The following is a 25,504-nucleotide window of genomic DNA, read 5'->3' on the forward strand; positions in this document are numbered from 1 at the left end:
AGTATGTATGAGATACTTCGGTTAATACGGATTCGTACAATTGCTTTTGCAGCTCTGACGATGTATGCCATGCGTTATCTGGTCATTCGGCCGATGCTGGATATCAATGGATTGGCTTTACAAATGACCGGGTGGGCGTTTTTTCTGCTCGTTGTTGCCGTATGCTGTCTGATATCGGGGGCTTATGTGATCAACGATTATTTCGATACCAAAAGCGATCGGATTTCAGGAATTAAAAAGGTCGTTGTAGGAAAAAGCATTAGCCGGAGAGTGGCCATATCGTTACATACTGTACTTAACCTGTTTGCCGTTTCTATCGCCTTTTATCTGGGATTTGCCGTGGGAGTCTGGAAAATCGGAATCCTGTTCCTGTTGGTATCCGGAATCCTTTGGTTCTATTCTTCTACTTACAAGAAATATTTTTTGACGGGAAATTTGTTGGTGGGTATACTGGCTTCTTTGATTCCAATCAGTGCTATCGTTTACGAAATTCCGTTATTGAATATGGCTTATGCAGAACTCCTCATCGAAACCGGAACGAATTTTTTATACATGTTCGATTGGGTATTTGGATTCGCCTGGTTTATCTTTTTGAATACTTTGATGTATGAGATCAATAAGGATATATACACGGTAGAAGGAGACCGGGAAAACGGGAATCATACCATTCCTGTAAAGTTGGGAATCAGGGCGGCAGAAGGAATTATTACCGCTTTAGCAGGTGTAGCTATGATTTCGGCTGTGCTGGCCTATTTCGTCGAATTCTCAGCTTCTTTAGCCATACTGATTTACATCATCTTCGCTTTGTTGCTTCCTTATGGGATATATATCATCTCCATCTTGAGCGGTAAGCGGAAAAGACGCTTCCAATTGTGGCTGATTCGTCTGATTATGGTATTGTGTTTGGGTGTCAGTGTATTTTTAAGACATTTCTTTCTCCTTATTTTTGCAGATTGAACGATCGGATAATAAAAATAAGATCTATGGAATATAAATTAATATTGGCTTCGGCTTCTCCAAGACGGCATCAGTTGATGTGTGATGCCGGATTTAAGTTTGAAGTAAGACTAAAACATACGGAAGAAATCTGGCCTGAGGGATTGGCCGTAGAGGAGGTTCCGGAATATCTGGCTGGTTTGAAAGCCAAAGCGTTCGACGGGGAACTGAAAGAAGGTGAGTTATTGATTACAGCCGATACCGTGGTCTGCTTGGATGCGAAGATACTCGGCAAGCCTGAAAACCGGGAACATGCAATCGAAATGCTACATCGATTATCGGGAAGAAAACATCAGGTTATCACCGGAGTGTGTCTGACCACGCTTCAGGAACACCGTTCCTTTTCTGCCTATACGGACGTCTATTTCAAAACTTTGTCGGATCAGGAAATTACCTGTTATGTAGATACCTATAAACCTTTCGATAAGGCAGGTGCTTATGGAATACAGGAATGGATCGGTTACATCGGGATTGAAAGAATAGAAGGTTCTTTTTATAATGTCATGGGACTACCGGTTCAACAACTGTACGAAGCTTTGAGACGTTTTCCGAAGAAATCATAACATAAATTATAAACAATAAAACCAAATCTATGAAGAAAAAAGCTCTGTTTTTAGTTCTGGCTTTATGGATGAGCTGGATAGGTTGTTATGCCGACGAAGGCATGTGGATTCCCATGTTGTTGAAGAAATACAATATCGAAGACATGCAAAAAGAGGGGTTCAAACTGACCGCAGAAGATATTTACGATATTAATAAAGCCTCTTTAAAAGATGCCGTTATCGGTCTGGGTCGGGAAGGGCAGCCTTTTTTTCATTTTTGTACCGGTGAAATCATCAGCAACGAAGGACTGGTAGTAACCAATCACCATTGTTCCTTCGACATGATTCAGAACCACAGTAGTTTGGAACACAACTATCTGAGAGATGGTTTTTGGGCTAAGACCAAAGCAGAGGAATTGGCTAATCCGGGAGTGACAGCTTCTATTTTAGTCCGCATGGAGGATGTGACTGAAAAAGTGAAGGCACAATTATCTCCGGAAATGACCGAACAAGAAAAGAATGCAAAGATTACCTCCATTTGTAAACAATTGGAAGCAGAAGCAGTCAAAGGGACTAACCTAATGGCGAATATTAAGCCATATTTTAATGGGAATCAATATTTTATGTCGGTATTTAAAATTTACAAAGACGTTCGTTTAGTAGGCGCACCACCATCGGCTATCGGTAAATTCGGAGGAGATACCGACAACTGGATGTGGCCGAGACATACCGGAGATTTTTCGGTATTGCGTATCTATGCCGATGCGAATAATGAACCTGCGGCTTATTCGGCCGACAACAAACCCTACCGTCCGGCGACTTTCTTCAAAATTTCCAATAAAGGGGTACAGGAAGGAGATTTTACGATGGTTTTCGGATATCCCGGGACTACTAATGAATACCTGACTTCTTATGCGATAGAACAGCTTCAGAACATAGAAAATCCGCATAAGATAGCTATCCGTACGGCAAAATTGAATATCATCAACGACGCCATGGAATCGGATGAATTGCTGCGGATCAAATATGCTTCCAAAGCTGCCAGTGTTGCGAATGCCTGGAAAAAGTGGCAGGGAGAAACCAAAGGGCTGAAAAGATTCAATACGATTGCCTTGAAACAACAGCAGGAAAAAGAATTTCTACAATGGGCTGCAGATAAAAAAGAATACAATAGCTTACTGAATCAGTACAAGGAACTCTATCAGAAGAGAAAAGACCTGATACTGGCCGCTTCTTATCTTAATGAAGCCGGTAAACGAGGTGCCGAGATCGTTGGCTGGGCAGCCGATATTTATAAAAAACTGAACGTTTCTGCCGAAAAGCTAGAGGAAGCCAAAGAGCAACTGAAAGCAGAAGCTGAGGAGTTTTATAAGGATTATGATGCAGCTACCGATCAGAAAATCCTGGTGGAGATGTTGCGGCTTTATAATCAGAACCTGACTCCGGACTGGATTCCGGAAGAAGTGCAACTGGCTAACCGGAAAAAAGGCATCGAAGCTTATGTACAGACGCTTTTCTCTAAATCTATACTTGCAGATCAGGAAAATACGATGAAACTCATCGCGCAAGCTACTCCGGATACCTATAAAAAGTTAGAGAAAGATCCGGCTTACCGTCTATCGCTTTCGATGAATACTTTTTATGCGCAAAATATATTTCCCGAATTAGCTAAAATAGAAAAAGAAATTACCCGCTTAAATCAAATTTGGCTTGCCGGTTTGATGGAAATGCAGCCGGATAAAACCTTTTATGCAGACGCCAACTCTACACTGAGGGTCGCTTACGGAAAAGTACAGGGCTATTCGCCATGTGATGCGGTTTATTACAAACATTATACGACTTTAAATGGGATTATGGAAAAAGATAATCCTGAAATCTATGATTATAATGTTCCGCAACGGTTGAGAGAGATTTATCAGAATCAAGATTTCGGAAATTATACCCAAAACGGAGAAATTCCGGTTTGTTTTATAGCCACCAATCATACTACCGGTGGAAATTCCGGTAGTCCGGTTTTAAATGCCGAAGGCCACTTGATCGGTCTGAACTTCGACCGGGCTTGGGATGGCGTGATGTCGGATATGCAATATGACGCTGAAATATGCCGGAACATTTCGGTGGATATCCGCTATGTCCTTTTTATCATCGATAAATTAGCCGGAGCCAGTCATCTGATCGACGAGATGGTCATTGTTACCGATTAAAAAAAACGCTCATCTGTCTAAGCTTTGGGGCAGATGAGCGTTTTTTTAGTTCTGTTTTTTATTTTACTCTTTTCTCTACAACTTCCCAGTTGACTATTTGCCAGAAATTTTCAATGTATTTTGCTCTTGCATTTTGTGTGTCGAGGTAGTAAGCATGCTCCCAGACATCCATGGTTAACAAGGGATATTTACCGTTTTTCAATGGATTTTCGGCATTCGGAGCCGGCCAAATCTCTAATTTATCATCTTCCTGTACCAACCATACCCAGCCTGATCCGAAGAGAGCCGTTCCGGCTTGGGTGAATTTTTCCTTGAAATCCTCGAAACTGCCGAAATTTTTTTCCAGCAGATTGCTTAATTTGCCTCGGGGAGCCTGTACTCCGGAATGGTGCAGGGCTTCGAAATAAAAATAATGATTAAAAACCTGAGCTGCATTATTGAATAAACCGCCGGACGCTTTCTTGATGATTTCATGGATCGGCTGATCGTCGAATTGAGTTCCGGCCTTCAATTTGTTGGTATTGTCGATATAAGCAGCCAAATGTTTACCATAATGGAATTTGACCGTCTTTTCGCTGATGTAAGGTTCCAGACTATTTTCTGCGTAGGGCAGAGGTTGAAGGGTAAACTTATTGTCTTTATCTCTGGTGTTAACTTCTTTGCATGAAAGCAAACCGCAATGACAAGATTCTGTATTCATAATAAATAAGATTTGATAGTTGATATTAGTATTAATACGTAACGATAAAATTCAATGTTTCTAAAGTAATACAAAAAAAACGGTTGAAATACTCATTCAACCGTTTTTTTTGTATTTGTAATCATCTGTTATGCATAATCCAACTCATCCAACATAAGTACAAAGCCGATTTCTATTTTACGGATTTGTGTCAAAATTTCTCCCAGCTGATTTTTTACCTCTTTCATAATCATGGCTTCCATGCCTTCCGGCATCTGGCTGAAATCTATTTCCATCATATCGACGATCATAGCGGCAATCTGATTTTCCATCATGGAATAAATCACCTGAAGGTAAACTTTATCGAAATACATCGTCATCTGTTTTCCCCGGATATCGTACTTGAAACTGATAGCAGGAATATTGGCCGCTTTATCTCCCATCAGATGCGCCATGACCTCTTTGTCTAAAGTAATCTGCAAATAATTACCCGATAACTCGTAGGTTCCGGGGAGATTGTACACGTCACCATCTTTCATCCGGGCTGAAATGATCAGCTGCTTATTTTCTTTAAACTGGATTCCCTTGAAATAGGCTCCCATTTTTTCGGTTGCCATGGCATTGAACATAGCTTTAAACTCTGTCACAGCGATTTTCTTTTCATAATACGGTTTCATGCCGATACGAATGGTATCGCTGGCATACTCGAATGCAAAATGGGGTTTTTCGTATGCCCCGTATCTATTGGCCAGATCGGGTGTATCCTTATCGTCGTCGTTACAGGATATCGTGCAAAACGCAACAAAGCTTATCAGGAATAAAGAGATTAATGTTTTCATATTCAAAGTTTTAATAATTAAATTTTAAAAGTAACAGAAGCACCGAAGCGGGCAGGGGCTCCGGATTGTCCCATATCGTTATAGATCGGTAATTTTTGACCGACAGGATTGTTCAGCATATAAGTAAAGAAAGCTTTATCCAGTATGTTCTTCCCCCATATCCTAAAATCGGCGTATTTACCCGAAATAGAAAGATCCAGATTCCACAAAAAATAAGGTTTTTGTTTCAGCAGATTGGCTTCATCGAAATATTGTGTCCCGAATCCAGTCACAGTCGTTGAAGCGGCAAATGAACGAAAACAGGAAGTTTTAACCGCTTTCTGGTAAATGAAACCCGTATTGCCTGTAAACTCAGGAGCCATGACGATCCGATTGCCTTCATGGGATTTATCCAGATTGTGGTAATATTCAGCATGGCTATATCCGGCCGATAGTATATAAGTGAGATTAGGCAAAAATTCCCAGCGCAAATCCATTTCACCTCCCAGACTATGAGCATCACCGGCATTCTTTATGCCAGGTCCCATCATTCCCATGACGAAGATCTGCTGGTCTTTCCAATCGATGTAGAACAGAGCAGCATTCAGATTGAATTTATAATCGGAACTGAAATATTTCATACCGATCTCATAATTCCAAAGTTTCTCTTCATCATAGCGGAGATCGACCACCTGTGAGCTCATCTCATTGACGATAATGTTGTAGCCCCCGGCTTTATAGCCTTTAGAAACACTCAAATATAAAGACAGGTTATCGTTCCATCTCTGTAAAAGTGAAAACTTGGGTAACCAGGTTTTAAAACCTTTATCTTCCTTCGAATCGTGGTAACTTGTATATTGTTGTTGTCCACTGAACAACAAACTATCCCGGTAGTTCAATTCCGATTTTTCGTAATCATACCGCAAACCTGCCGTCAGGGACATACCCGGCCATATTTCCTTTAGGGTTACCTGACCGTATCCGGCTATTCCCCAGGTTACCGTATTATTATGGTACTTAGCGTTATCCAAAGCCATGGGCAATAAATAAGCCTTGTCTTCCCCAAAGGTCGCCAGATAACGATTCGTCAGATCTTTATAAAAACCGAAAGCCCCGGCAGTCCAATCGACATGCCGGTTTTCATTCGACTGGATATTGAACTCCTGAGTCAGTAAGTTCTGCCTGGATTTTTTACCGTTATCGAATACATCCAGATAAGTAAAATCTGCATCGAGCATCTGTCTGTCCTGCGTCCGGGAATAAGAAGTGACCGTATTAAAAGCAAGTCTTTGCCATTTCTTTTTCAAATTCAGATAGGAAGAAAGCAGGTCGCGCTTATAAGAAGAAGGTATATTGTAATTTACCGTATAGCGATGTACTTTCAACGAATCGATCGCAGCATAGGCATAACCTCCGTCGAAGGAATGGTTGAAGTTTATACCGAAGCCAATTTTCCAGTTATTTTTCGTAAATACATTCCCCTGATAACGAATATTATAGGAGTCCGAAGGATTGGATTTCCGGTCTTGTTCATAGTGATTTTTGAAATAGCCTTCAGACTTATTGTACGAGAAAGACAATTTATTATATAAACGTTTCCAGGGAAGGTTCAGGACTAAATTATAATTTTGTGACCGGTAACTGGAATATCCTATTTTTACCTGTGCAGCGAATACATCCGACGGGGGATTGGTGTTTATATTGATCAAACCGTTGATACTATTACGCCCGTACAAGGTCGTTTGAGGTCCGCGCAGCACTTCGATTTGCCGGATGTCGTATAAATCGAAGACAAAGGCGTTCTTATCGAATACGGGTACACCGTCTACATAAAGTCCGACAGGTGGGGTACCCGAAACAGTACCGATACCGCGGATATAGAGGGGAGTTGATAATTTTAACCCTCCTTCCTGCATATAAAAATTAGGAACTATTCCGGAAATATTCCGTAAATCCGGATTGTTCTCTCCGGGAATAGAACGGGGGGTAATGACCGTTAAAGCGGTCGGAATATCACCTGGATTCAGTTCTCTCTTTTCGGCGGTAACGACTACTTCTTGTAATTCTCTTACTATATTGTAGGTGGAATCCGTCGATAAAACGGACATTTGTTGCGCAGAAAGTCCACTATATAGTAATACACCAATAATGCAAAAAATAAAACGCATATTGAATTTTTTTTAATTAAAAAACGATGTTGGTAAAATTCGGGCAGCCGAATAAATAAGTTTAAACAGTTGCAGGAGGTGCCCGTAAAAGCAGGTGGGTAAGGGCAGGAGAGAGGTAAAAAACGGATTGAAATAACGGAAGATCCGGCTTGCAGTCACAGAATACCTCTGCCTTGGAATAAGTTTCTTGTTCTTGTTTTTCAACCTGATAAAAGTAAGCCTTTTCAAAAGAAGATGTTCCGGTTTGTTGATACACAACAGCTTCCGGGAGTATTGGATCGACTTCCGGACTACCTGCAGCGCCTCTGAAATAAAAACACACGATCAAAAAGGCCGGAACCAGCAGGTAAATAAATAGGTGTGCTGACATTCCCAGAAAAAACATGTTACAAAACTACAAATAAAATGGAAGGATAGAGTAAAAATAGCAGATTAATTTTTTCCTCTAAAAAACATTGAAATTTTTGTTTTTTACTAAAAAGTTGTAATTTTGTATTCGTTATAAATTTGTAATGATTACAATTTAACAATGAATACAAATATCAATGCACGGGATTATTTGGAAAAGTGTGGGATTAAACCTTCTTTGCAACGGATAGCTATTGTAGAATATCTGATGGAAAACCGTATTCATCCTACTGCCGACGATATATATCATGCATTGTGTATCCAAGTACCTACTTTGTCTAAAACGACGGTATACAATACGATGCGTCTGTTTGCCGAGCAAGGAGCGGTACTTCCACTGGTTATCGACGATAAAAATGTTCGGTTCGACATCGATACTTCCTGTCATGCTCATTTCCAGTGTTGTGCGTGTAATCGGGTGTTCGATATTCCGGTTGAAAAAATAGGATTATTAAATACCAAACAGATCGGGGATTTGTATGTCACGGAAACCCATCTTTATTATAAAGGATATTGTAAAGCTTGTAGAAATAAAACGGCAGGGTAGTAACCCCTTTAAATTATATTAATCAATAAAATCAAGACGTTATGAAAAAGTTTATCTGTACGGTATGTGGTTATGTTTATGAAGGTGAAGAAGCTCCTGAATTCTGTCCTCAGTGTAAAGTTCCAAGAAGTAAATTCAAAGAATTGGTTGAAACCGAAGGTGCTTTAACTTTTGCAGACGAACATGTGATCGGTGTAGCTAAAGGAGTAGATGCTGAAGTTTTAGAAGGACTGAAAGCTCATTTCACTGGAGAATGTACCGAAGTAGGGATGTATTTGGCTATGAGTCGTCAGGCAGACCGGGAAGGTTATCCGGAAGTGGCGGAAGCTTTCAAGCGTTATGCCTGGGAAGAAGCAGAACATGCAGCTAAATTTTGTGAGTTGCTCGGCGAATGTGTCTGGGATACCGAGACCAACCTGAAAAAAAGAATGGAAGCTGAAGCCGGTGCTTGTGAAGACAAGAAGAGAATCGCTACGCTGGCTAAAAAACTCAACCTGGATGCTATCCACGATACCGTTCATGAAATGTGTAAAGACGAAGCCCGTCATGGAAAAGGGTTTGAAGGTCTGTACAACAGATATTTCAAAAAATAATCCCACATCCCGCGGGTAAGCTTTACCTGCGGGATATAAAACTCTGACGGGCCTTGCATCGTATGATTTAGAAACATTAAATCGAAATAGGATGAAAAGGATCGTTTTATTACGCCACGGAGAAAGTCTGTGGAATCAGGAAAATAAATTTACCGGCTGGACGGATGTCGATTTATCTCCCAAAGGGATTCAAGAAGCCATCAAAGCCGGAGATTTACTGAAAGAAAAGGGATTTGTATTCGACAAAGCCTATACTTCTTATCTGAAAAGAGCCATTAAAACACAGAATTATGTACTCGACCGTTTAGACCAGGATTGGATTCCGGTAGAGAAAAACTGGCGGCTGAACGAAAAACATTACGGGGCTCTGCAAGGACTCAATAAAAGTACGACTGCTGCCCGATACGGTGACGAACAAGTATTGATCTGGCGGCGAAGTTATGATATTCCGGCCCCGGCTTTATCACCGGAAGATCCACGGAATCCCCGATTCGATCCCAGATATAAAGATGTACCGCCAGCCTTATTGCCTGAAACAGAATCTTTGAAAGATACTGTCGAACGTATCTTACCTTATTGGAAAGAAGAAATATTTCCTTCATTGACACATATCGATCAAATTTTGGTTACTGCGCACGGAAACAGCTTGAGAGGAATCATTAAATACCTGAAAAATATTTCCGATGAAGATATCGTCGGTTTGAACCTTCCTACAGCCGTACCTTATGTTTTTGATTTCGACAATGACCTTCGCCTGATCAACGACTATTTTCTGGGAGATCCCGAAGAAATTAAGAAATTGATGGAAGCAGTAGCCAAACAAGGACAAAAAAAGTGAATCTTTTTTGTTTAAAGTTCCTCAATTCCCTGGACCCTATAGACGTGTCTCTACGGTCGCTGGTGTGACCGATCGGAAATAAAGTGCCAGTCCTGTAGGATCCAAGGAATTTATAAATTGAAAATCTGTCCATTTCTAATATTTAAGCCAGTTTAATATGGGAATCCAGATAGACATCCTGTATGGCATGTAATAATTGAACTCCTTCAGCCATTGGTTTTTGGAAGGCTTTTCGGCCTGAAATCAAGCCCATACCGCCGGCTCTTTTATTGACTACAGCGGTGATGACAGCTTCTTTTAAGTCACTTTCCCCGTGGGATTCCCCGCCCGAATTGATCAGGCCGATACGTCCCATATAACAATTAGCCACTTGATAGCGGCATAGATCGATCGGATGTTCGGAGGTTAATTCAGTGTACATCCGTTGATCGGATTTAGAATAATTCAAGGCAGAAAAACCACCGTTGTTCTCGGGAAGTTTCTGTTTTATGATATCTGCTTCTATACTCACGCCCAGATGATTTGCCTGCCCGGTCAGATCGGCTGCAACATGATAATCCTTACCGAATTTTTTGAATGCCGGATTCCGCAGATAACACCATAAAATGGTAAACATACCTAATTCATGCGCCTGACCGAATATTTTCGCAATTTCGACCAGTTGTCTGCGACTTTCCGGTGAACCGAAATAAATAGTCGCACCGATTCCGATGGCTCCCATATCCCAGGCTTCTTTGACCTGACCGAATAAAATCTGGTCGTATGAATTGGGATAACTAAGAAGTTCGTTGTGATTGATTTTTACTACAAACGGTATTTTATGGGCATACTTCCGGGCGACACTCCCCAAAACTCCGAAAGTAGAAACAACGGCATTACATCCTCCTTCAATAGCTAGTTTAACGATGTTTTCCGGATCGAAATACAGCGGATTAGGAGCGAAAGAAGCCCCTGCCGTGTGTTCGACCCCCTGATCTACCGGCAAAATGGATACATATCCGGTATTGGCCAATCTTCCCTGCATCAACAATCTCCGCATATTATTCAGGGTCGGGAGATTCCGGTCGCTATTCATCCAAACCTTTTCAATAACATCAGGCCCTGGAGTGTAGAGAAGTGATTTGTCGATCGTTTTACAAGAATGTCCTAAATAATATTCTTGCTTATCGCCAAGAATCTGGGCGATTCTGATAGATTTTTCCATAAACGAAATATTTTAGTTCATATTCGGTTTACGGTATTTTTTGCAGGTTGTTTCCGGTCAGCGGGTTTTAATTCCGGCAGAAGCATAGATCAGAAAGATCGCCGGCCGTTTATTGATATCCGGTTTCTGTTTCTTCCAATCCTGAATAGACATTGTTCTGATATATTCATTTTCAGTAGTAATATCACAAGCTATCGAAAGTAAAGTTTGAGGATGTAATACTTGAAGCATTTCTTCAAAAAGCTTCAGATTCCGGTAAGGGGTTTCGATAAAAATCTGGGTTCGGTTTTCAGCTTGTGACTGGCGTTCAAAATTTTTTAAGGCTTTATTTCTTTCGGGGCTCTTTACGGGCAGATAACCGTTAAATGAAAAATGCTGGCCGTTACAGCCCGAAGCGATTAAAGCCAACAAAATCGACGATGGACCGACCAGCGGCACAACTTGAATCGCTTTCCGATGGGCTAAAGCGACCAATTCTGCTCCGGGATCTGCGATTCCCGGACAACCGGCCTCTGAAATAATACCGACATCCTCTTTCTCCAGGTAAGGCAAACAAGCTTCGACTGCTTTGCGATCCGAATGTTCGTTTAATTCCAAAAAAGTCAATTCCTCCAAAACAATCGATTTATCGATCTGTTTCAAGAAACGACGGGTATTTTTGGGGTTTTCGCTGGCGAATATTTTTATATTTTTAATGCGGGCGATCACTTCGGAAGGTAACACCCCATGGATATTTGAATCTCCCAACGTATTGGGAATCAGAAATAATTTTCCCATATTAAAATTCAGAAATCGATAGACATTTTAGGAATTAAAATCTGTTCAAAGGTAACACCAATTTTGTAATATATGTTATCTTTGTGGAGACAATTTAAGACTGTATGAAATTAACTATTCTGGGAAGTGGAACATCACAGGGTATTCCCGTGATTGCTTGTGATTGTCCGGTATGCCGTTCAGCCGATCCACATGATAAACGGCTGAGAGCTTCTGCCATGCTGGATATAAAAGGAAAGAAAATTATTATAGATGCAGGACCCGATTTCCGGTATCAAATGCTCCGGAGTCAGGTGAAAGACCTGCGGGCGATATTACTGACCCATGGCCATAAAGACCATATCGGTGGCTTGGATGATGTGCGGGCTTTCAATTGGGTGAAACAAGGAGCTGTCGACGTATACGGTAACGAGGGAACCCGGGAAGTTGTATACAAAGATTTCTCTTATGCCTTCGCAGCTTTCCGTTATCCCGGTGTGCCTGAAATCAACTATCATGTGATCGACGACCGGCCTTTTTACATAGATGATATTCAAGTGGTTCCTATTCCGGTTTTGCATTATAAAATGCCCGTACTGGGATTTCGGATCGGTAATTTTGCTTATATCACCGATGCAAAAACAATCCCGGCCTCTTCCATGGAACGGCTGAAGGGGGTAGAATATCTGGTAATAAATGCACTTCGCAAGGAATTGCATATGTCTCACTTCAATTTAGAAGAAGCACTTACCATGATAGCCCGTATCCAGCCTAAAAGTGCTTTTTTGACCCATATCGGTCATCAAATGGGACTTTCGGCAGAGGTATCGAAAGAGTTGCCTGTTCAGGTAAAATTAGCATACGATACCCTGGAAATTGAAATTCCTGATCGGGAGATTTTCGAAAATCGATCGTAAAAAGAAGAGGTAAATTTCTTTTATAATGTCTGAATTTATTACATTTGTGTGATTTTTACAGAATTAGGGAAAAACAGTGTGGTTTTCCCTTTTATTTCTTTGATTAACAGTAATTTAAATATAGATGGAAAACGGCGGAGAAAAAATTATTAAAATCAACATTGAAGAGGAAATGAAATCATCTTACATTGACTATTCAATGTCGGTGATTGTTTCGCGGGCTTTACCAGATGTACGTGATGGTCTGAAACCCGTTCATAGACGAGTCTTGTTCGGTATGGATGAATTGGGATTGACCTCGGGTAAACCATACAAGAAGTCAGCTAGAATTGTAGGAGAGGTGTTGGGTAAGTATCATCCTCACGGCGATAGTTCCGTGTACATGGCTATGGTCCGGATGGCACAGGAATGGTCATTGCGCTATCCGTTGGTGGACGGTCAGGGAAACTTCGGCTCGGTAGACGGGGATAGTCCTGCTGCAATGCGTTATACGGAAGCACGTATGGCGAAAATTACTGAAGATATGTTGGTTGATATCGACAAGGATACCGTCGATATGATGGATAACTTCGACGGTTCGTTGAAAGAACCGACAGTTCTTCCGACCCGTATACCTTATTTATTAGTGAACGGAGCCTCGGGGATTGCCGTCGGTATGGCTACCAATATGCCGCCTCACAACATCAAAGACGCTATAGATGCTATTTGTGCTTATATCGATAATAACGATATCGACATCGAAGAGCTGATCAAAATTATTAAAGCTCCGGATTTTCCTACCGGTGGAACGATCTACGGATACAGTGGAGTACGTGAATCCTATCTGACCGGGAGGGGACGTGTCGTCATTCGTCCGAAAACTTCGGTAGAGGTGATGCCGAACGGTAGGGAAAAGTTGATCGTTCACGAAATCCCCTATATGGTCAACAAAGCCGAGTTGATTTCCCGGATTGCCGACCTGATCAACGAAAAGAAAATCGACGGTATCTCGAATATCAATGACGAATCCGACCGGGAAGGAATGCGTATCGTTATCGATATCAAGAAAGATGCGATTTCGAATGTGGTATTGAATACTTTATTGAAGCATACCGCCCTCCAGTCTTCTTTCGGAGTAAATAACGTCGCTTTGGTTCACGGACGTCCGAGATTACTTAATCTGAAAGATATCATCCGTTACTTCGTAGAACACCGGCACGATGTGGTCGTTCGTCGTACTCAATTCGAATTGAGAAAAGCGGAAGAACGGGCACATATCCTGGAAGGTCTGATCATTGCTTCCGACCACATCGATGAAGTGATTCGTTTGATCCGGGCTTCAAAAACGCCTCAGGACGCTCAGGCTGCCTTGATGGATGCGTTCAGTCTGACAGACAAACAAGCAGCAGCAATCGTCGCTATGCGTCTGGGGCAATTGACAGGGCTGGAACAAGATAAATTAAGAGCCGAATATGAAGACATCGAAAAACTGATCGCTCATTTGAACGACGTTCTGGCCCATGTCGAACTGAGAATGGAGATTATTAAGAACGAGTTGTTGGCTGTAAAAGCACAGTATGGGGACGACCGCCGGACAGATATCGTTTATGCTTCCGAAGAATTCAATCCGGAAGATTTTTATGCAGATGAAGAAATGGTGATCACGATTTCTCATATGGGTTATATTAAACGTACTCCGTTGTCCGAATATAAAGTGCAGAACCGGGGAGGAGTCGGATCGAAAGGTTCGGCTACACGGGATGAAGACTTCCTGGAACATATGATTATGGCCACCATGCACAATACCATGCTTTTCTTTACAGAAAAGGGAAAATGTTTCTGGCTGAAAGTATACGAAATACCCGAAGGTACGAAACAATCCAAAGGACGGGCAATCCAGAATCTATTGAATATAGAACCGGACGATAAAGTGAAAGCTTATATCAATCTGCTGGATTTAAAAGATTATGACTATATCAACAGCAATTATATCGTATTGTGTACCAAAAAAGGTATCATTAAGAAAACAACACTGGAGGCTTATTCACGTCCCCGTCAGAATGGAGTGAATGCCATTACCATCAAAGAGGGCGACCAGTTGCTGGAAGCTAAGCTGACCAATGGAGAGAATGACATCATGATTGCCGTAAAATCCGGTAAAGCCATTCGTTTTCCCGAGTCTAAGGTGCGGCCGATGGGACGTACCGCTTCGGGAGTCAGAGGAATCTGGATGGACGACGACGACGAAGCGATCGGTATGGTTTGTGTCGAGCCTAATAATGCCAATATTCTGGTTGTATCCGAAAATGGCTTCGGCAAACGCTCGGCGATCGAAGATTATCGGATCACCAATCGGGGCGGTAAAGGGGTCAAGACTATCAATATGACTGAAAAAACAGGTAATCTGATTGCGTTGATCGATGTAACGGATGAAGATAACCTGATGATTATCAATCGCTCGGGATTGACTATCCGGCTTGAAGTTTCTTCTTTGCGAGTGATGGGACGGAATACCCAGGGAGTGAAACTGATCAACTTAAGAAATGAGGATTCGATTGCTGCCGTAGCGAAAGTTTCTGCCGCGAAAGAGGAAGAGAATAGTGAGGTAGTTGCCGAGGAAGAAAGGGGAGAAGCAGAGCCGAACGGACAGTCTGAAGAAAATGTGTAACCAAGATCACGTAAAATACGTGGAATAGAAACATAAATTAATGTAAAATTTATACTTATGAGAAAATTATCCTTTATTATGATTTTACTTTTTTGTGCGACTTTTACGTATGCACAAAAAGGAAAAGTAACTCAGGCAATCAGTTATCTGACTTCGGGTAAATTGGATCAGGCCAAAAAATTAATCGATGAAGCGATGGGACATGAATCCTGTGTCGCCTGGGATAAGGCTTATTTCACTAAAGGCCAGATTTATCAGGCCCTATATGAAAGTCCTGTCGCAGATTACAAAAAATTAGATTCCGAAGCTGTAGAAAAAGCCTGGGAAGCTTATCAAAAAGTAATCGAATTGGATGTGAAGAAAAAATATCCCAAAAAGCTGGCAACTCAATATCGGAATTTAGCGATCGATTTCACCAACAGAGCTGCTGAACTTTACAATGCAAAAGAGTTTAAAAAGGCCTTGGCGTCTTTCAAAAGAGTACTTGAAATAAAAAGTTCGCCGATACTGACAGCAAACGGAGAAGTTTCCATCGACACCGCCGTTATTTATAATGCCGGTCTATGTGCTCAGCAAGCCGAAGAATATGCCGATGCTGAAAAATTCCTGAAAGAATCTATAAAATTGAATTACGAACCGGCTCAAAGTTATGCGATGTTGAGTAATGTTTTGAAACAACAAGGCAAAACCGATGAAGCACTGGAATATCTGCACAAAGGATACGAACAATATCCCGATAATGCGTATATGTTAGTGGAATTGATCAATCATTATTTATTGGGGGGTGAACCTGAAAAAGCTGAAGTTTATCTGGATGCGGCTATCAAACAAGATCCGAAAAATGCATCTTTTTACAGAGCTAAAGGTACATTATACGAAAAAACCGAGCGGCCGGCACAAGCAGAGGAAATGTATGTAAAAGCGTTGGAATTGGATCCGAAAGACTTTTTGGCTCAATACAATCTGGGAAATATTAAATTGACAGAAGCGATCAATTTCCATAAAAAAGTTCAGGATATAGTCGATGTCAACGAATATAATAAAGAATTGGAAAAAGTTTACATCGCTTATGAATCTGTCATTCCGTATTTTGAAAAAGCATTGGAACTCAGTCCGGATGAAAAAAATACCCTGGTAACTTTGAGAGAACTTTATTTCAAACTGAGAAATCAAAAACCTGAATATCAGCAGAGATATGATGAGATAAAACAAAAACTCGAAGCACAGTAAAAATAAAGGGGATTTTCTACTCCCCTTTATTTTAAAATGTTATTATTAACATAATATAAATTATAGGACAAATATTCCAAACGGAGTTTACCCCAATTCTTATTATAGATTTTAAATATTTGCTCAAAAAGATGTCAACAAAAATTATTATCTTTGTCCACATTGTTTTAACACACATCATACTATGCGGGATAAAGTCGTTATTATTACTGGTGCGTCGTCCGGAATTGGTAAAGCTTTAGCATACGAATTGGCACATCAAGGAGCTAAAGTTGTCTTAGCAGCAAGAAATATTGAGGAATTACTTCATATCGAACAAGATTTAAGACAGCAAGGAGCTGAGGTGTTGTCGGTACGTACCGATGTGACGAAAGAATTGGCTTGTAAAGAATTGATCGAACAAGCTTATGCCCGTTTCGGACGGATCGATGCTTTGATCAACAATGCCGGAATTTCTATGCGCGCTTTGTTGGAAGATCTGGAACCGGCAGTACTCCGCAAAGTAATGGATGTCAATTTCTGGGGAACCGTATATTGTTCGAAATATGCCTTACCTTATTTATTGGAATCCAAAGGAAGTTTGGTCGGAGTGATTTCTATTGCAGGATTTATAGGTCTGCCGGGACGTACAGGCTATGCGGCCAGTAAATTTGCCGTTCGTGGATTTTTGAATACCGTCCGGATCGAAAATATGAAAAAAGGACTTCATGTGATGGTGGCAGCCCCCGGTTTTACAGCTTCCAACATACGGAAAACTGCTTTGAATGCCAATGGACGGCAACAAGGAGAAAGTCCCCGGAACGAAAACAAAATGATGACTGCCGAGAAATGTGCTGCAATCATCGTGAAAGGAATCAGAAAAAGAAAAAGAGAAATTATAATGACTTTTGTAGAAGGTAAATTAGCCGTATTCTTAAGTAAATGGTTGCCGGGTTTAGTGGATCGGCTCAGTTATTCACTGATGGCAAAAGAACCGGATTCTCCTTTTAAATAAGTGTGTTATGAGAAATATATTTCTTTTGTTTCTGTTTATATGTATAACCGGAAGTGGTTGGGCCCAGTTGTTATATCCGGAAGTCATGGAGCCCCGGACACCACTGAACGGCCCTGTGGTAAATAAACTGACGGGGCTCTCCTTCCCTCCTTTTCTCTACAAAGTAAGACAGGAAAACCGGACTATTGAAAACCCGGGAGTCCGGTATGCCATACAAAATCTGAAGAAGGAACGTTATCCGGAACCACAGGTCAATGAAGCCATCAATACCCTGATTCGCTATGCTGAAGATGAAAGATTAAAGCATGTGGTGGAGTATCTGAAAAGATATGCCCAAACGATGGGAAAAAAGGAACAAGCCCTGGAAACACTCGAACAAAAGATTACCTATGATAGTATCGAATTTTATAAAAATACTGAGTATTTACTGACCGGAGATTTTGAAGAATATATCAATACCGATTTACAGACCTTTGTCAACTATATTCATCAGGATTCCAATTATATATGGCTTAGGGATGCCAGCCGGGATTCTGTCCTGCTGGAAATCATGAGTGTGGCCGATAACTCTGTTCGCTTTTGGGTCAATAACGGGCGGATGCAATATCATCGTTTTTGGGCTTCCAATAAAATATGCGACACGATCGGCACCTGGATTCAGGTGATGCCACAAGGTAACCGGCTGAAAATCTATGTTGACGAAGATGTATACCAGACTCCCGCCATAGAGAAAAAACATGCTGAAACCAATGAAGCCGGCATTTCCAATCGCTTCGACGATGAATATTTCAAGCTCAATCCGATGCAGGTCGGGCAGTTACATCGGAGATACTGGACTTATTATTCCGAAGTCGAGTTGGCCATGAGTCAGGGTAAACTGGCCAACTGGACCAGTGGGGGGGAAAATTCCTTATCCCTGTTGAGTAATATCCGTTATTTCTGGAATTACAACCGGAATAATACCAGCTGGGAAAACTGGGTACACTATCGCTTCGGTTTCATGAAAAATGGGGATGAAGATATCCGGAAGAATGAAGATCGCTTTGAGTTGAACTCGAAATTGGGACAAAGGGCCTTTAAACATTGGTATTATACCGCCCAGTTCAATGTCATTACCCAGCTTTTCAACTCCTACGAGTATCCGCAGGATCAGGACAAGAAACTGGTTGCCAATTTTATGAGCCCGGGAGATTTCACCCTGTCATTGGGTCTTGATTTTAAGCCTAACGATCGTTTTTCGTTGTTTATCTCCCCTATTGCCGGTAAATGGAATTTTGTCCGGGATACGGCGAAAATCGACGTCGGACGTTATGGAGTGGAACAAGGTAAACGGGCCAGAAGGGAGGCCGGTGCAAGAATAGACCTGAGGAGCACGCAAAACAATATCTTTAAAATCATGAACATCAGGAACGAATTGACCTGGTTTATGAGTTATGAAAAAAAAGACCATTATCTGAATTTTGAATCCGATAACGAAGAAAAAAAGAAAATTCCTTTTACAGTAAACTGGAAACTCAATATAGACTTTAATATCAACTATTTCATGAGGGCTTCGATTTATACGGAAACTATTTATAATGAGAACAATTCCAAAAAGTTACAATTCAAGGAAAATTTGAATCTGGGTGTAAATTTCAGATTCTGACATAGGAATATTTACCTTAACTATTTTATCGTCATGATCAATTTTGAAAATAGCGACATCAGTAATATTGTGATTCATCATGTAGGCAATAAATTCGAAGGCGGTGGGCTCACTTTGTCCGACGGTTGTTTCCTACCCGAAGATCCCGATGTGGTAAATTTATTGAAAAGTTATTTCTTGTCCGCCTTCAAGAAGGATGCTTATTACAACTTTTTGCCCTATGAAGAAGAGTTGATGAATAACCCGGTCTATGCGTCGGTTTCCCAGATCTTCGACAATGAGTCTGAATTTTATCAGCAATCTGTCCAAATAGCCGAACATCTGTTCGAACAATCCAACAACCCGAATATCAAACCCGGAGAATTGTATATCGTTCATTTTCGAAATTGTAATGTTGAAGAAGGTGTCTGTGATGCTGTCGGCATTTTCAAATCAGAAACCAAAGACACTTTTCTGAAAATAGTGATGAATCAGAATACTTATCAACTGGTGGGAGAATCGGGGATCAATATCAAAAAACTGGACAAGGCTTGTATCGTCTTCAATGTCAACCGGGACAATGGATACAAAGTTTGTATCCTGGATAAAACGAATACCAAAGAGGCGATCTACTGGACAACCGATTTCCTAGGACTGGAACCGGCTGAGGCCAGTTATTTCCAGACCTCTAATTATCTGAACCTGTGTAAGGATTTTGTAAAAGATATTTACAATCAGGAGAATGATGTACCACGGGCAGACCAAATAGACATGCTCAACCGATCGATTAATTTCTTTAAGGATGCGGACGTCTTTTCGGAAGAACGTTTCAAACAAGAAGTCGTACAAGAACCCGAAGTAATCAATGCTTTCGAGAACTTCAAATGCCAGTACGAAACGGATAATAATGTCGAACTCACCGACCAGTTCGCCATATCGGATTTTGCTGTGAAGGATGAGAAAAAATATTTTAAACATGTCCTTAAATTAGACAAGAATTTTCACGTCTATATTCACGGAGAAAAAAAATATATCCGCAAAGGTTACGATCCTGACCGAGATATGAATTATTACGTACTCTATTTTCGGAATGAAGAGTAAAAAATGAAAAATGTCAACGGATGAAAAAGACAGGAATAATCGTCGGCTTGATTGTTTTACTCGGCTTGGGAGGTATTGCAGGAGGTTATTATTACTTTGTGCAGCGTCCTAACATCACTGTCGGCGATGATGGGATTATTTTCATTCAGCCGGGAGATTCCTTTGAAACGGTCATGACAACACTGATCAGTAGCGGATATGTAAAAAACGAATACACCCTTCGCAAGCTTGCAGAACTGAAAAAATATCCTTCTGCAGTAAAAACCGGCCGGTATCGCCTGGTCGACAAGATGAACAATAATCAATTGATCAATATGTTACGTGCCGGTCGTCAGGAACCGGTTCACCTGACTTTTAACAATATCCGTACTTTAGAGGACTTTGCTGCGATTTTATCCCGTCAGTTGGGTATCGATTCGACCGAATTTCTGCAATTGGCCCGTAACGCCGAATATGTAAAGAAATTAAGTTTTACGCCGGAAAATTTCATCGGTATGTTTATCCCTAACACCTACCAGGTGTATTGGCATACGCCGGTTGAAGATTTTATTCAGCGGATGTATAAAGAATACCGGAAATTCTGGACAGAAGAGCGGCTAGTGAAAGCCCGGAAAGCCGACCTCTCTCCTATGGATATTCTGATATTGGCCTCGATTGTAGAAGAAGAGACCAATATTGCCGACGAATACCCTGTCATCGCAGGGGTTTACATCAATCGCTTGAATAAAGGCTGGAAGTTAGAAGCTTGTCCGACCCTGAAATTTGCCTGGGGAGATTTCTCCATCAGACGGGTGCTGGATAAACATATGGAAATAGACTCTCCTTACAATACCTATAAAAATACAGGCCTTCCTCCCGGACCGGTACGTATGCCCTCTATCCGGGTAATCGATGCGGTATTGAATTATCAGCACCACGATTATATGTTTTTCTGTGCCAAAAGTGATTTTTCCGGTAGTCACTATTTTTCCCGTACCCTGCGGGAACACAACCGGCATGCCAACGAATATCACCGTGCCCTGAATATAAAAAGAATTTATTAAAAGAGGCAGTTATATACATATTTACCATCGGTCGCCTCAGTGATCCTAAAAAAAGTACCCGCAGGGAACATCGATTTTATAAACTTTACGGACTTTATAAACTTTATAACTCAAAAGCCCCCTGTTTGTTTGGCAGTTTCAGTTGAAAATACTACCTTTGCGGCCGATAAATTATTTTTATACTAATAATCAAATCATTATGTTGAATCATTACGAGACCGTTTTCATTACAACTCCCGTTTTATCTGAACAACAGATAAAGGAAGCGGTAGAAAAATTCAAGAATACCATCACCGATAATGGTGGTACGATTGAACATGAGGAAGCTTGGGGACTTCGCAAGCTGGCTTATCCGATCCAGAAAAAGACGACCGGATTCTATCATTTGTTACAGTTTGAAGCAGAAGGTGCACTGGTTGACAAACTGGAAACCGCTTACAGACGTGACGAGAGAGTTATTCGTTTTTTAACGTTTAGATTAGACAAGTATGCTTATGAGTATACTTTAAAAAGAAGAAGTAAATACGCAGCTAAACAAGAGGAGAAATAAGCTATGGCACAGAACGAAAGTGAAATCAGATATCTGACCCCCCCAACGGTGGATGTTAAAAAGAAAAAATACTGCCGTTTCAGAAAAGCAAGAATCAAATTCATCGATTACAAAGATCCTGAATTTTTAAAGAAATTTTTGAACGAACAAGGTAAAATCCTTCCCAGAAGAATCACCGGTACTTCTGTGAAATTCCAGAGAAAAGTTGCAACTGCTGTAAAAAGAGCAAGACACCTTGCTTTGTTGCCCTACGTAACCGATTTGATGAAATAATTAAAAGGAGGACACGAAATGCAGATTATATTATTGACAGATATCGCAAATCTGGGACATAAAGACGATGTGATCAACGTAAAACCCGGATATGGCCGTAACTACCTGATTCCTCAGGGATATGCCATTTTAGCTACCGAAGCTGCAAAGAAAATCGTTGCAGAAAATACCAAACAACGGGCACATAAGGAAGCTAAATTGAAAGCAGAAGCTGAAGAATTGGCTGCAAAACTGGCTGAATTGAAACTGACTGTAGGTGCTAAAACCAGCAGTACCGGTAAGATTTTCGGTTCCGTAAACAATATCATGATTTCAGAAGCTTTATTGGCTCAGGGATTCGATATCGACCGGAAGAAAATCATGCTGAAAGAAATTAAAGAAGTAGGAACTTATACCGCTGTCATCAAACTTCATCGTGAAGTGAAAGTCGATGTTCAGTTCGAAGTAGTTTCTGAATAATTAACCAAAGTCATAAACGGACTATAAACGTATTTCCAAACATATTCCAAACGCTTAAAAGCACCCTTCGCCGGGTGCTTTTATTTTTCGCAACATTTTCATTATCTTTGTATGCTAAATGTGAAAGATAATATGAATAAACCATATATTGATTTGAAGGGTGTACGGGTGCACAATCTGAAAAATATCGATCTGAAAATCGAACTCAATAAACTGATTGTCATCACGGGAGTATCAGGTAGCGGCAAATCTTCTTTGGCTTTCGACACGCTATATGCCGAAGGTCAGCGCCGGTATGTCGAGAGTCTGTCGTCGTATGCCCGGCAGTTTCTGGGACGTCTGAATAAACCGGAATGTGATTATATCAAAGGAATTCCCCCTGCCGTTGCAATCGAACAGAAGGTAAATACTTCTAATCCACGCTCGACGGTAGGTACTTCTACAGAAATATACGATTATATCAAATTATTATATGCCCGGGCAGGACAAACCATATCCCCGATATCGGGACGGGAAGTAAAAAGAGATCATACTGACGACATTACCCGGTATATTCTGGAAGACCACCTCGGCAAAACTGTTATTATCCTGGCACGTCCTGAACATTTGCAGGATGTGGAAACTTTAAAATTGTTGTTGAGCCAGGGATTTACCCGTATAAAATCAGGAAAAGCATATCACCGGATCGACGATATCCTCGCTGAAAATAAAGTTCTTTCGAGCCCATCCGATCTATATCTCGTCATCGACCGGATCAACATCACCCAGGAAAAAGATACCGCTTCCCGGGTTTCCGAATCGGTAGAAACGGCCCTGTATGAAGGAAAAGGAGAATGTTTTATAGAGATCGACGGGGAAATTCGCTCCTTTTCCAATCGTTTCGAAGCAGACGGTATGAGCTTTGTCGTGCCTACAGTCAATACCTTTAGTTTCAACTCTCCCTTGGGAGCCTGTCCGAAATGTGAAGGATATGGGAAAATTCTGGGTATAGACGAAGACTTGGTCGTTCCGAATAAATCGCTCAGTATCTACGAAGAAGCTGTGCTGTGTTGGAGAGGGGAAAAAATGAGCGAATGGAAAAACGAATTGGTGAAACATGCACACAAAGTTAATTTCCCGATTCATACTCCCTATTATGAATTGACAGAAGCGGAAAAGAATATCCTATGGAACGGATGTCCGTACTTTGGAGGAATTTACGATTTCTTCAATTATTTGGAATCCAAAAAATACAAAATTCAAAACCGGGTGATGATTGCCAGGTATACAGGAAAGACCAAGTGCCCAGAATGCCATGGTACTCGCTTAAAACCCGAAGCTTCATACGTGAAGATCGGCGGTAAATCGGTGCCCGAACTGGTTGAAATGCCGGTATCCGATCTGAAAGTATTCTTCGATACCCTTTCTTTGACTCCGGCTCAAAACAAAGTGGCAGAAAGGATCCTTCCCGATATTAAGAACCGACTTGAATTTTTACTTGAAGTAGGTTTGGGTTATCTCACTCTGAACCGGCTTTCTTCTTCACTTTCAGGTGGAGAATCCCAGCGGATCAATTTAGCTACTTCCCTGGGTTCGGCTTTGGTCGGCTCGCTCTATATCCTGGATGAACCTAGTATCGGATTACATTCCCGGGATACCGGACAATTGATCAAAGTATTGAAAAAACTAAGGGATTTGGGAAATACCGTCATCGTCGTCGAGCATGACGAAGACATCATTAAAGCAGCCGATCAGGTGATCGACATCGGCCCTCAGGCTGGACGCCTGGGGGGTGAAGTTGTATTTCAGGGCGATATGAAAGCACTGAAAACTGCCGGTACGTTAACCGCCGATTATATTTTCGGGAAGCGTAAAATCGAAGTTCCTGCCCGGAGACGTCCCTGGAAACAAAAAATAACAATCAGCGGAGCAACCGAGAATAACCTGAAAAATATCACTGTCGATATTCCTTTGAAAATCATGACTGCGATTACCGGAGTCAGCGGTTCAGGTAAAAGTACTTTGATAAAAACGATTCTGGTACCTGCCTTAAAGAAATTATATGGAGATTATTCCGATCGCACAGGTAGTTTCGATAAACTCACCGGAGATTTGAAAGCCATTACCGGAGTCGAATTTATCGACCAAAATCCGATAGGAAAATCTACACGCTCCAATCCGGTTACCTATTTAAAGGCTTGGGACGATATCCGTAAAATTTTCTCAGATACACAAGCTGCTAAGGTACAAGGCTTTAAACCGGCACATTTTTCTTTCAACGTACCCGGTGGGCGTTGTGAAGAATGTCAGGGAGAAGGAATTATTAAAGTGGAAATGCAATTTATGGCGGATGTATTTCTGGAGTGTGAACACTGCAAAGGCAGACGCTTTAAAGACGAGGTACTGGAGATCAGTTATAAGGGTAAAAATATTTATGATATTCTGGAAATGACCGTAAATCAGGCCCTGGAATTTTTTTCTGCGGGGAATGGTCATAGCGAACGTAGTATTGTAGATAAGTTACAAAAATTGGTAGACGTTGGATTAGGTTATGTGAAGCTGGGCCAGTCTTCCAGTACTCTCAGCGGTGGTGAAAGCCAACGGGTCAAACTGGCTTATCATTTAAGCCGGGAAAATGCCGATCCTACCCTTTTTGTTTTCGATGAACCGACGACAGGTCTGCATTTCCACGACATTCATAAATTGATGAGTTCGTTGAATGCTTTGATCGAACGGGGACATTCCGTATTGATCATCGAACACAATATGGATGTTATCAAATGTGCCGACTATGTTATCGACCTCGGACCTGAGGGAGGAAAAGAAGGTGGACGTATCGTTTGTACCGGTACACCGGAACAAGTGGTAAAATGTCCGGAATCCTATACAGGGCACTATCTGAAAGAAAAATTGCAATAAATAATAAATCAGTGA

The 25,504-nt window shown here is 41.2% G+C and carries 23 protein-coding genes; 17 read left to right on the forward strand and 6 right to left on the reverse strand.

Going from position 1 to position 25,504, the window contains the following annotated elements; all coding sequences use genetic code 11:
* The first annotated feature begins 3 nt into the window (after positions 1-3).
* Genes ODOSP_RS03440 through ODOSP_RS03450 form a run of 3 tightly spaced genes read left to right on the forward strand, consistent with a single transcriptional unit; the run spans position 4 to position 3,742 of the window.
* Entirely contained in the window at positions 4-957 is a 954-nt protein-coding gene (locus ODOSP_RS03440) for a geranylgeranylglycerol-phosphate geranylgeranyltransferase (RefSeq protein ID WP_013611017.1), read from the forward strand.
* Positions 958-983: 26 nt separating this feature from the next.
* On the forward strand, positions 984-1,559 hold the full coding sequence (locus ODOSP_RS03445) for a Maf family nucleotide pyrophosphatase (RefSeq protein ID WP_013611018.1): 576 nt from the start codon (positions 984-986) through the stop codon (positions 1,557-1,559).
* Between the two features lie 29 nt (positions 1,560-1,588).
* Complete coding sequence (locus tag ODOSP_RS03450; RefSeq protein WP_013611019.1) at positions 1,589-3,742, forward strand: S46 family peptidase; 2,154 nt, start codon at positions 1,589-1,591, stop codon at positions 3,740-3,742.
* Between the two features lie 58 nt (positions 3,743-3,800).
* On the opposite strand, the gene ODOSP_RS03455 is transcribed toward ODOSP_RS03450, so the two are convergent.
* The 4 genes from ODOSP_RS03455 to ODOSP_RS03470 all read right to left on the reverse strand — a co-directional run bounded on the left by ODOSP_RS03455 (position 3,801) and on the right by ODOSP_RS03470 (position 7,777).
* Positions 3,801-4,442: a superoxide dismutase gene (locus ODOSP_RS03455; RefSeq protein ID WP_013611020.1), complete on the reverse strand. Its 642-nt coding sequence runs from the start codon at positions 4,440-4,442 to the stop codon at positions 3,801-3,803.
* Between the two features lie 128 nt (positions 4,443-4,570).
* Positions 4,571-5,260, reverse strand: a complete 690-nt coding sequence (locus ODOSP_RS03460) for a hypothetical protein (RefSeq protein WP_013611021.1) — start codon at positions 5,258-5,260, stop codon at positions 4,571-4,573.
* A gap of 17 nt (positions 5,261-5,277) precedes the next feature.
* Complete coding sequence (locus ODOSP_RS03465) at positions 5,278-7,407, reverse strand: TonB-dependent receptor (RefSeq protein WP_013611022.1); 2,130 nt, start codon at positions 7,405-7,407, stop codon at positions 5,278-5,280.
* A 61-nt stretch (positions 7,408-7,468) separates the two neighbouring features.
* Positions 7,469-7,777, reverse strand: coding sequence for a hypothetical protein (locus tag ODOSP_RS03470; RefSeq protein ID WP_147347663.1), 309 nt, complete (start codon positions 7,775-7,777; stop codon positions 7,469-7,471).
* Positions 7,778-7,936: 159 nt separating this feature from the next.
* Between ODOSP_RS03470 and ODOSP_RS03475 the strand changes: the two genes are divergently transcribed.
* From ODOSP_RS03475 to gpmA, 3 genes are all read left to right on the forward strand, one after another.
* Positions 7,937-8,362 carry a Fur family transcriptional regulator gene (locus ODOSP_RS03475; protein WP_013611023.1) on the forward strand — a complete coding sequence of 142 codons (426 nt, stop codon included), beginning with the start codon at positions 7,937-7,939 and terminating at the stop codon, positions 8,360-8,362.
* A 41-nt stretch (positions 8,363-8,403) separates the two neighbouring features.
* Entirely contained in the window at positions 8,404-8,955 is a 552-nt protein-coding gene (locus ODOSP_RS03480; protein ID WP_013611024.1) for a ferritin family protein, read from the forward strand.
* A 91-nt stretch (positions 8,956-9,046) separates the two neighbouring features.
* A complete protein-coding gene (gene gpmA, locus ODOSP_RS03485; RefSeq protein WP_013611025.1) occupies positions 9,047-9,793 on the forward strand; it encodes a 2,3-diphosphoglycerate-dependent phosphoglycerate mutase in 747 nt (248 codons plus the stop codon).
* Between the two features lie 142 nt (positions 9,794-9,935).
* On the opposite strand, the gene ODOSP_RS03490 is transcribed toward gpmA, so the two are convergent.
* The gene (locus tag ODOSP_RS03490; RefSeq protein WP_013611026.1) at positions 9,936-10,997 is read right to left on the reverse strand and encodes a class I fructose-bisphosphate aldolase; all 1,062 of its coding nucleotides are present in this window, start codon (positions 10,995-10,997) and stop codon (positions 9,936-9,938) included.
* 57 nt (positions 10,998-11,054) lie between these two features.
* On the reverse strand, positions 11,055-11,774 hold the full coding sequence (locus ODOSP_RS03495) for an SAM-dependent methyltransferase (RefSeq protein WP_013611027.1): 720 nt from the start codon (positions 11,772-11,774) through the stop codon (positions 11,055-11,057).
* 104 nt (positions 11,775-11,878) lie between these two features.
* On the opposite strand from ODOSP_RS03495, the gene ODOSP_RS03500 reads away from it, so the two are divergent.
* From ODOSP_RS03500 to uvrA, 11 genes are all read left to right on the forward strand, one after another.
* On the forward strand, positions 11,879-12,670 hold the full coding sequence (locus tag ODOSP_RS03500) for an MBL fold metallo-hydrolase (protein WP_013611028.1): 792 nt from the start codon (positions 11,879-11,881) through the stop codon (positions 12,668-12,670).
* Between the two features lie 124 nt (positions 12,671-12,794).
* Positions 12,795-15,317 (forward strand): DNA gyrase subunit A, encoded by a 2,523-nt coding sequence (gene gyrA / locus ODOSP_RS03505; RefSeq protein WP_013611029.1) that lies wholly within the window; start codon positions 12,795-12,797, stop codon positions 15,315-15,317.
* 57 nt (positions 15,318-15,374) lie between these two features.
* The gene (locus ODOSP_RS03510; RefSeq protein WP_013611030.1) at positions 15,375-16,547 is read left to right on the forward strand and encodes a tetratricopeptide repeat protein; all 1,173 of its coding nucleotides are present in this window, start codon (positions 15,375-15,377) and stop codon (positions 16,545-16,547) included.
* 184 nt (positions 16,548-16,731) lie between these two features.
* Positions 16,732-17,541 carry an SDR family oxidoreductase gene (locus tag ODOSP_RS03515; protein ID WP_013611031.1) on the forward strand — a complete coding sequence of 270 codons (810 nt, stop codon included), beginning with the start codon at positions 16,732-16,734 and terminating at the stop codon, positions 17,539-17,541.
* A gap of 7 nt (positions 17,542-17,548) precedes the next feature.
* The gene (locus ODOSP_RS03520; RefSeq protein WP_013611032.1) at positions 17,549-19,186 is read left to right on the forward strand and encodes a DUF3078 domain-containing protein; all 1,638 of its coding nucleotides are present in this window, start codon (positions 17,549-17,551) and stop codon (positions 19,184-19,186) included.
* Between the two features lie 33 nt (positions 19,187-19,219).
* Positions 19,220-20,266 carry a nucleoid-associated protein gene (locus tag ODOSP_RS03525; RefSeq protein ID WP_013611033.1) on the forward strand — a complete coding sequence of 349 codons (1,047 nt, stop codon included), beginning with the start codon at positions 19,220-19,222 and terminating at the stop codon, positions 20,264-20,266.
* 20 nt (positions 20,267-20,286) lie between these two features.
* Positions 20,287-21,309 (forward strand): endolytic transglycosylase MltG, encoded by a 1,023-nt coding sequence (gene mltG, locus ODOSP_RS03530; protein ID WP_013611034.1) that lies wholly within the window; start codon positions 20,287-20,289, stop codon positions 21,307-21,309.
* Between the two features lie 199 nt (positions 21,310-21,508).
* Entirely contained in the window at positions 21,509-21,859 is a 351-nt protein-coding gene (gene rpsF, locus ODOSP_RS03535) for a 30S ribosomal protein S6 (protein ID WP_013611035.1), read from the forward strand.
* A 3-nt stretch (positions 21,860-21,862) separates the two neighbouring features.
* Positions 21,863-22,132, forward strand: a complete 270-nt coding sequence (gene rpsR, locus ODOSP_RS03540; protein ID WP_013611036.1) for a 30S ribosomal protein S18 — start codon at positions 21,863-21,865, stop codon at positions 22,130-22,132.
* 18 nt (positions 22,133-22,150) lie between these two features.
* On the forward strand, positions 22,151-22,591 hold the full coding sequence (rplI, locus tag ODOSP_RS03545; protein WP_013611037.1) for a 50S ribosomal protein L9: 441 nt from the start codon (positions 22,151-22,153) through the stop codon (positions 22,589-22,591).
* 132 nt (positions 22,592-22,723) lie between these two features.
* Complete coding sequence (uvrA, locus tag ODOSP_RS03550; protein ID WP_013611038.1) at positions 22,724-25,489, forward strand: excinuclease ABC subunit UvrA; 2,766 nt, start codon at positions 22,724-22,726, stop codon at positions 25,487-25,489.
* Positions 25,490-25,504 lie beyond the last annotated feature (15 nt).

Source organism: Odoribacter splanchnicus DSM 20712 (genome assembly GCF_000190535.1).
GTDB classification, from domain to species: domain Bacteria; phylum Bacteroidota; class Bacteroidia; order Bacteroidales; family Marinifilaceae; genus Odoribacter; species Odoribacter splanchnicus.

Excerpts from the sequence above, each read along its gene's own strand:
- ODOSP_RS03495 (WP_013611027.1), bottom strand. The coding sequence starts at position 11,774 with ATGGGAAAATTATTTCTGATTCCCAATACGTTGGGAGATTCAAATATC.
- ODOSP_RS03475 (WP_013611023.1), top strand. The coding sequence starts at position 7,937 with ATGAATACAAATATCAATGCACGGGATTATTTGGAAAAGTGTGGGATT.
- ODOSP_RS03450 (WP_013611019.1), top strand. The coding sequence starts at position 1,589 with ATGAAGAAAAAAGCTCTGTTTTTAGTTCTGGCTTTATGGATGAGCTGG.
- uvrA (WP_013611038.1), top strand. The coding sequence starts at position 22,724 with ATGAATAAACCATATATTGATTTGAAGGGTGTACGGGTGCACAATCTG.
- ODOSP_RS03515 (WP_013611031.1), top strand. The coding sequence starts at position 16,732 with ATGCGGGATAAAGTCGTTATTATTACTGGTGCGTCGTCCGGAATTGGT.
- ODOSP_RS03520 (WP_013611032.1), top strand. The coding sequence starts at position 17,549 with ATGAGAAATATATTTCTTTTGTTTCTGTTTATATGTATAACCGGAAGT.
- rplI (WP_013611037.1), top strand. The coding sequence starts at position 22,151 with ATGCAGATTATATTATTGACAGATATCGCAAATCTGGGACATAAAGAC.
- rpsR (WP_013611036.1), top strand. The coding sequence starts at position 21,863 with ATGGCACAGAACGAAAGTGAAATCAGATATCTGACCCCCCCAACGGTG.
- rpsF (WP_013611035.1), top strand. The coding sequence starts at position 21,509 with ATGTTGAATCATTACGAGACCGTTTTCATTACAACTCCCGTTTTATCT.
- ODOSP_RS03460 (WP_013611021.1), bottom strand. The coding sequence starts at position 5,260 with ATGAAAACATTAATCTCTTTATTCCTGATAAGCTTTGTTGCGTTTTGC.
- ODOSP_RS03490 (WP_013611026.1), bottom strand. The coding sequence starts at position 10,997 with ATGGAAAAATCTATCAGAATCGCCCAGATTCTTGGCGATAAGCAAGAA.
- ODOSP_RS03480 (WP_013611024.1), top strand. The coding sequence starts at position 8,404 with ATGAAAAAGTTTATCTGTACGGTATGTGGTTATGTTTATGAAGGTGAA.
- gyrA (WP_013611029.1), top strand. The coding sequence starts at position 12,795 with ATGGAAAACGGCGGAGAAAAAATTATTAAAATCAACATTGAAGAGGAA.
- ODOSP_RS03525 (WP_013611033.1), top strand. The coding sequence starts at position 19,220 with ATGATCAATTTTGAAAATAGCGACATCAGTAATATTGTGATTCATCAT.
- ODOSP_RS03465 (WP_013611022.1), bottom strand. The coding sequence starts at position 7,407 with ATGCGTTTTATTTTTTGCATTATTGGTGTATTACTATATAGTGGACTT.
- ODOSP_RS03440 (WP_013611017.1), top strand. The coding sequence starts at position 4 with ATGTATGAGATACTTCGGTTAATACGGATTCGTACAATTGCTTTTGCA.
- ODOSP_RS03500 (WP_013611028.1), top strand. The coding sequence starts at position 11,879 with ATGAAATTAACTATTCTGGGAAGTGGAACATCACAGGGTATTCCCGTG.
- ODOSP_RS03510 (WP_013611030.1), top strand. The coding sequence starts at position 15,375 with ATGAGAAAATTATCCTTTATTATGATTTTACTTTTTTGTGCGACTTTT.
- gpmA (WP_013611025.1), top strand. The coding sequence starts at position 9,047 with ATGAAAAGGATCGTTTTATTACGCCACGGAGAAAGTCTGTGGAATCAG.
- ODOSP_RS03445 (WP_013611018.1), top strand. The coding sequence starts at position 984 with ATGGAATATAAATTAATATTGGCTTCGGCTTCTCCAAGACGGCATCAG.
- ODOSP_RS03455 (WP_013611020.1), bottom strand. The coding sequence starts at position 4,442 with ATGAATACAGAATCTTGTCATTGCGGTTTGCTTTCATGCAAAGAAGTT.
- ODOSP_RS03470 (WP_147347663.1), bottom strand. The coding sequence starts at position 7,777 with ATGTCAGCACACCTATTTATTTACCTGCTGGTTCCGGCCTTTTTGATC.
- mltG (WP_013611034.1), top strand. The coding sequence starts at position 20,287 with ATGAAAAAGACAGGAATAATCGTCGGCTTGATTGTTTTACTCGGCTTG.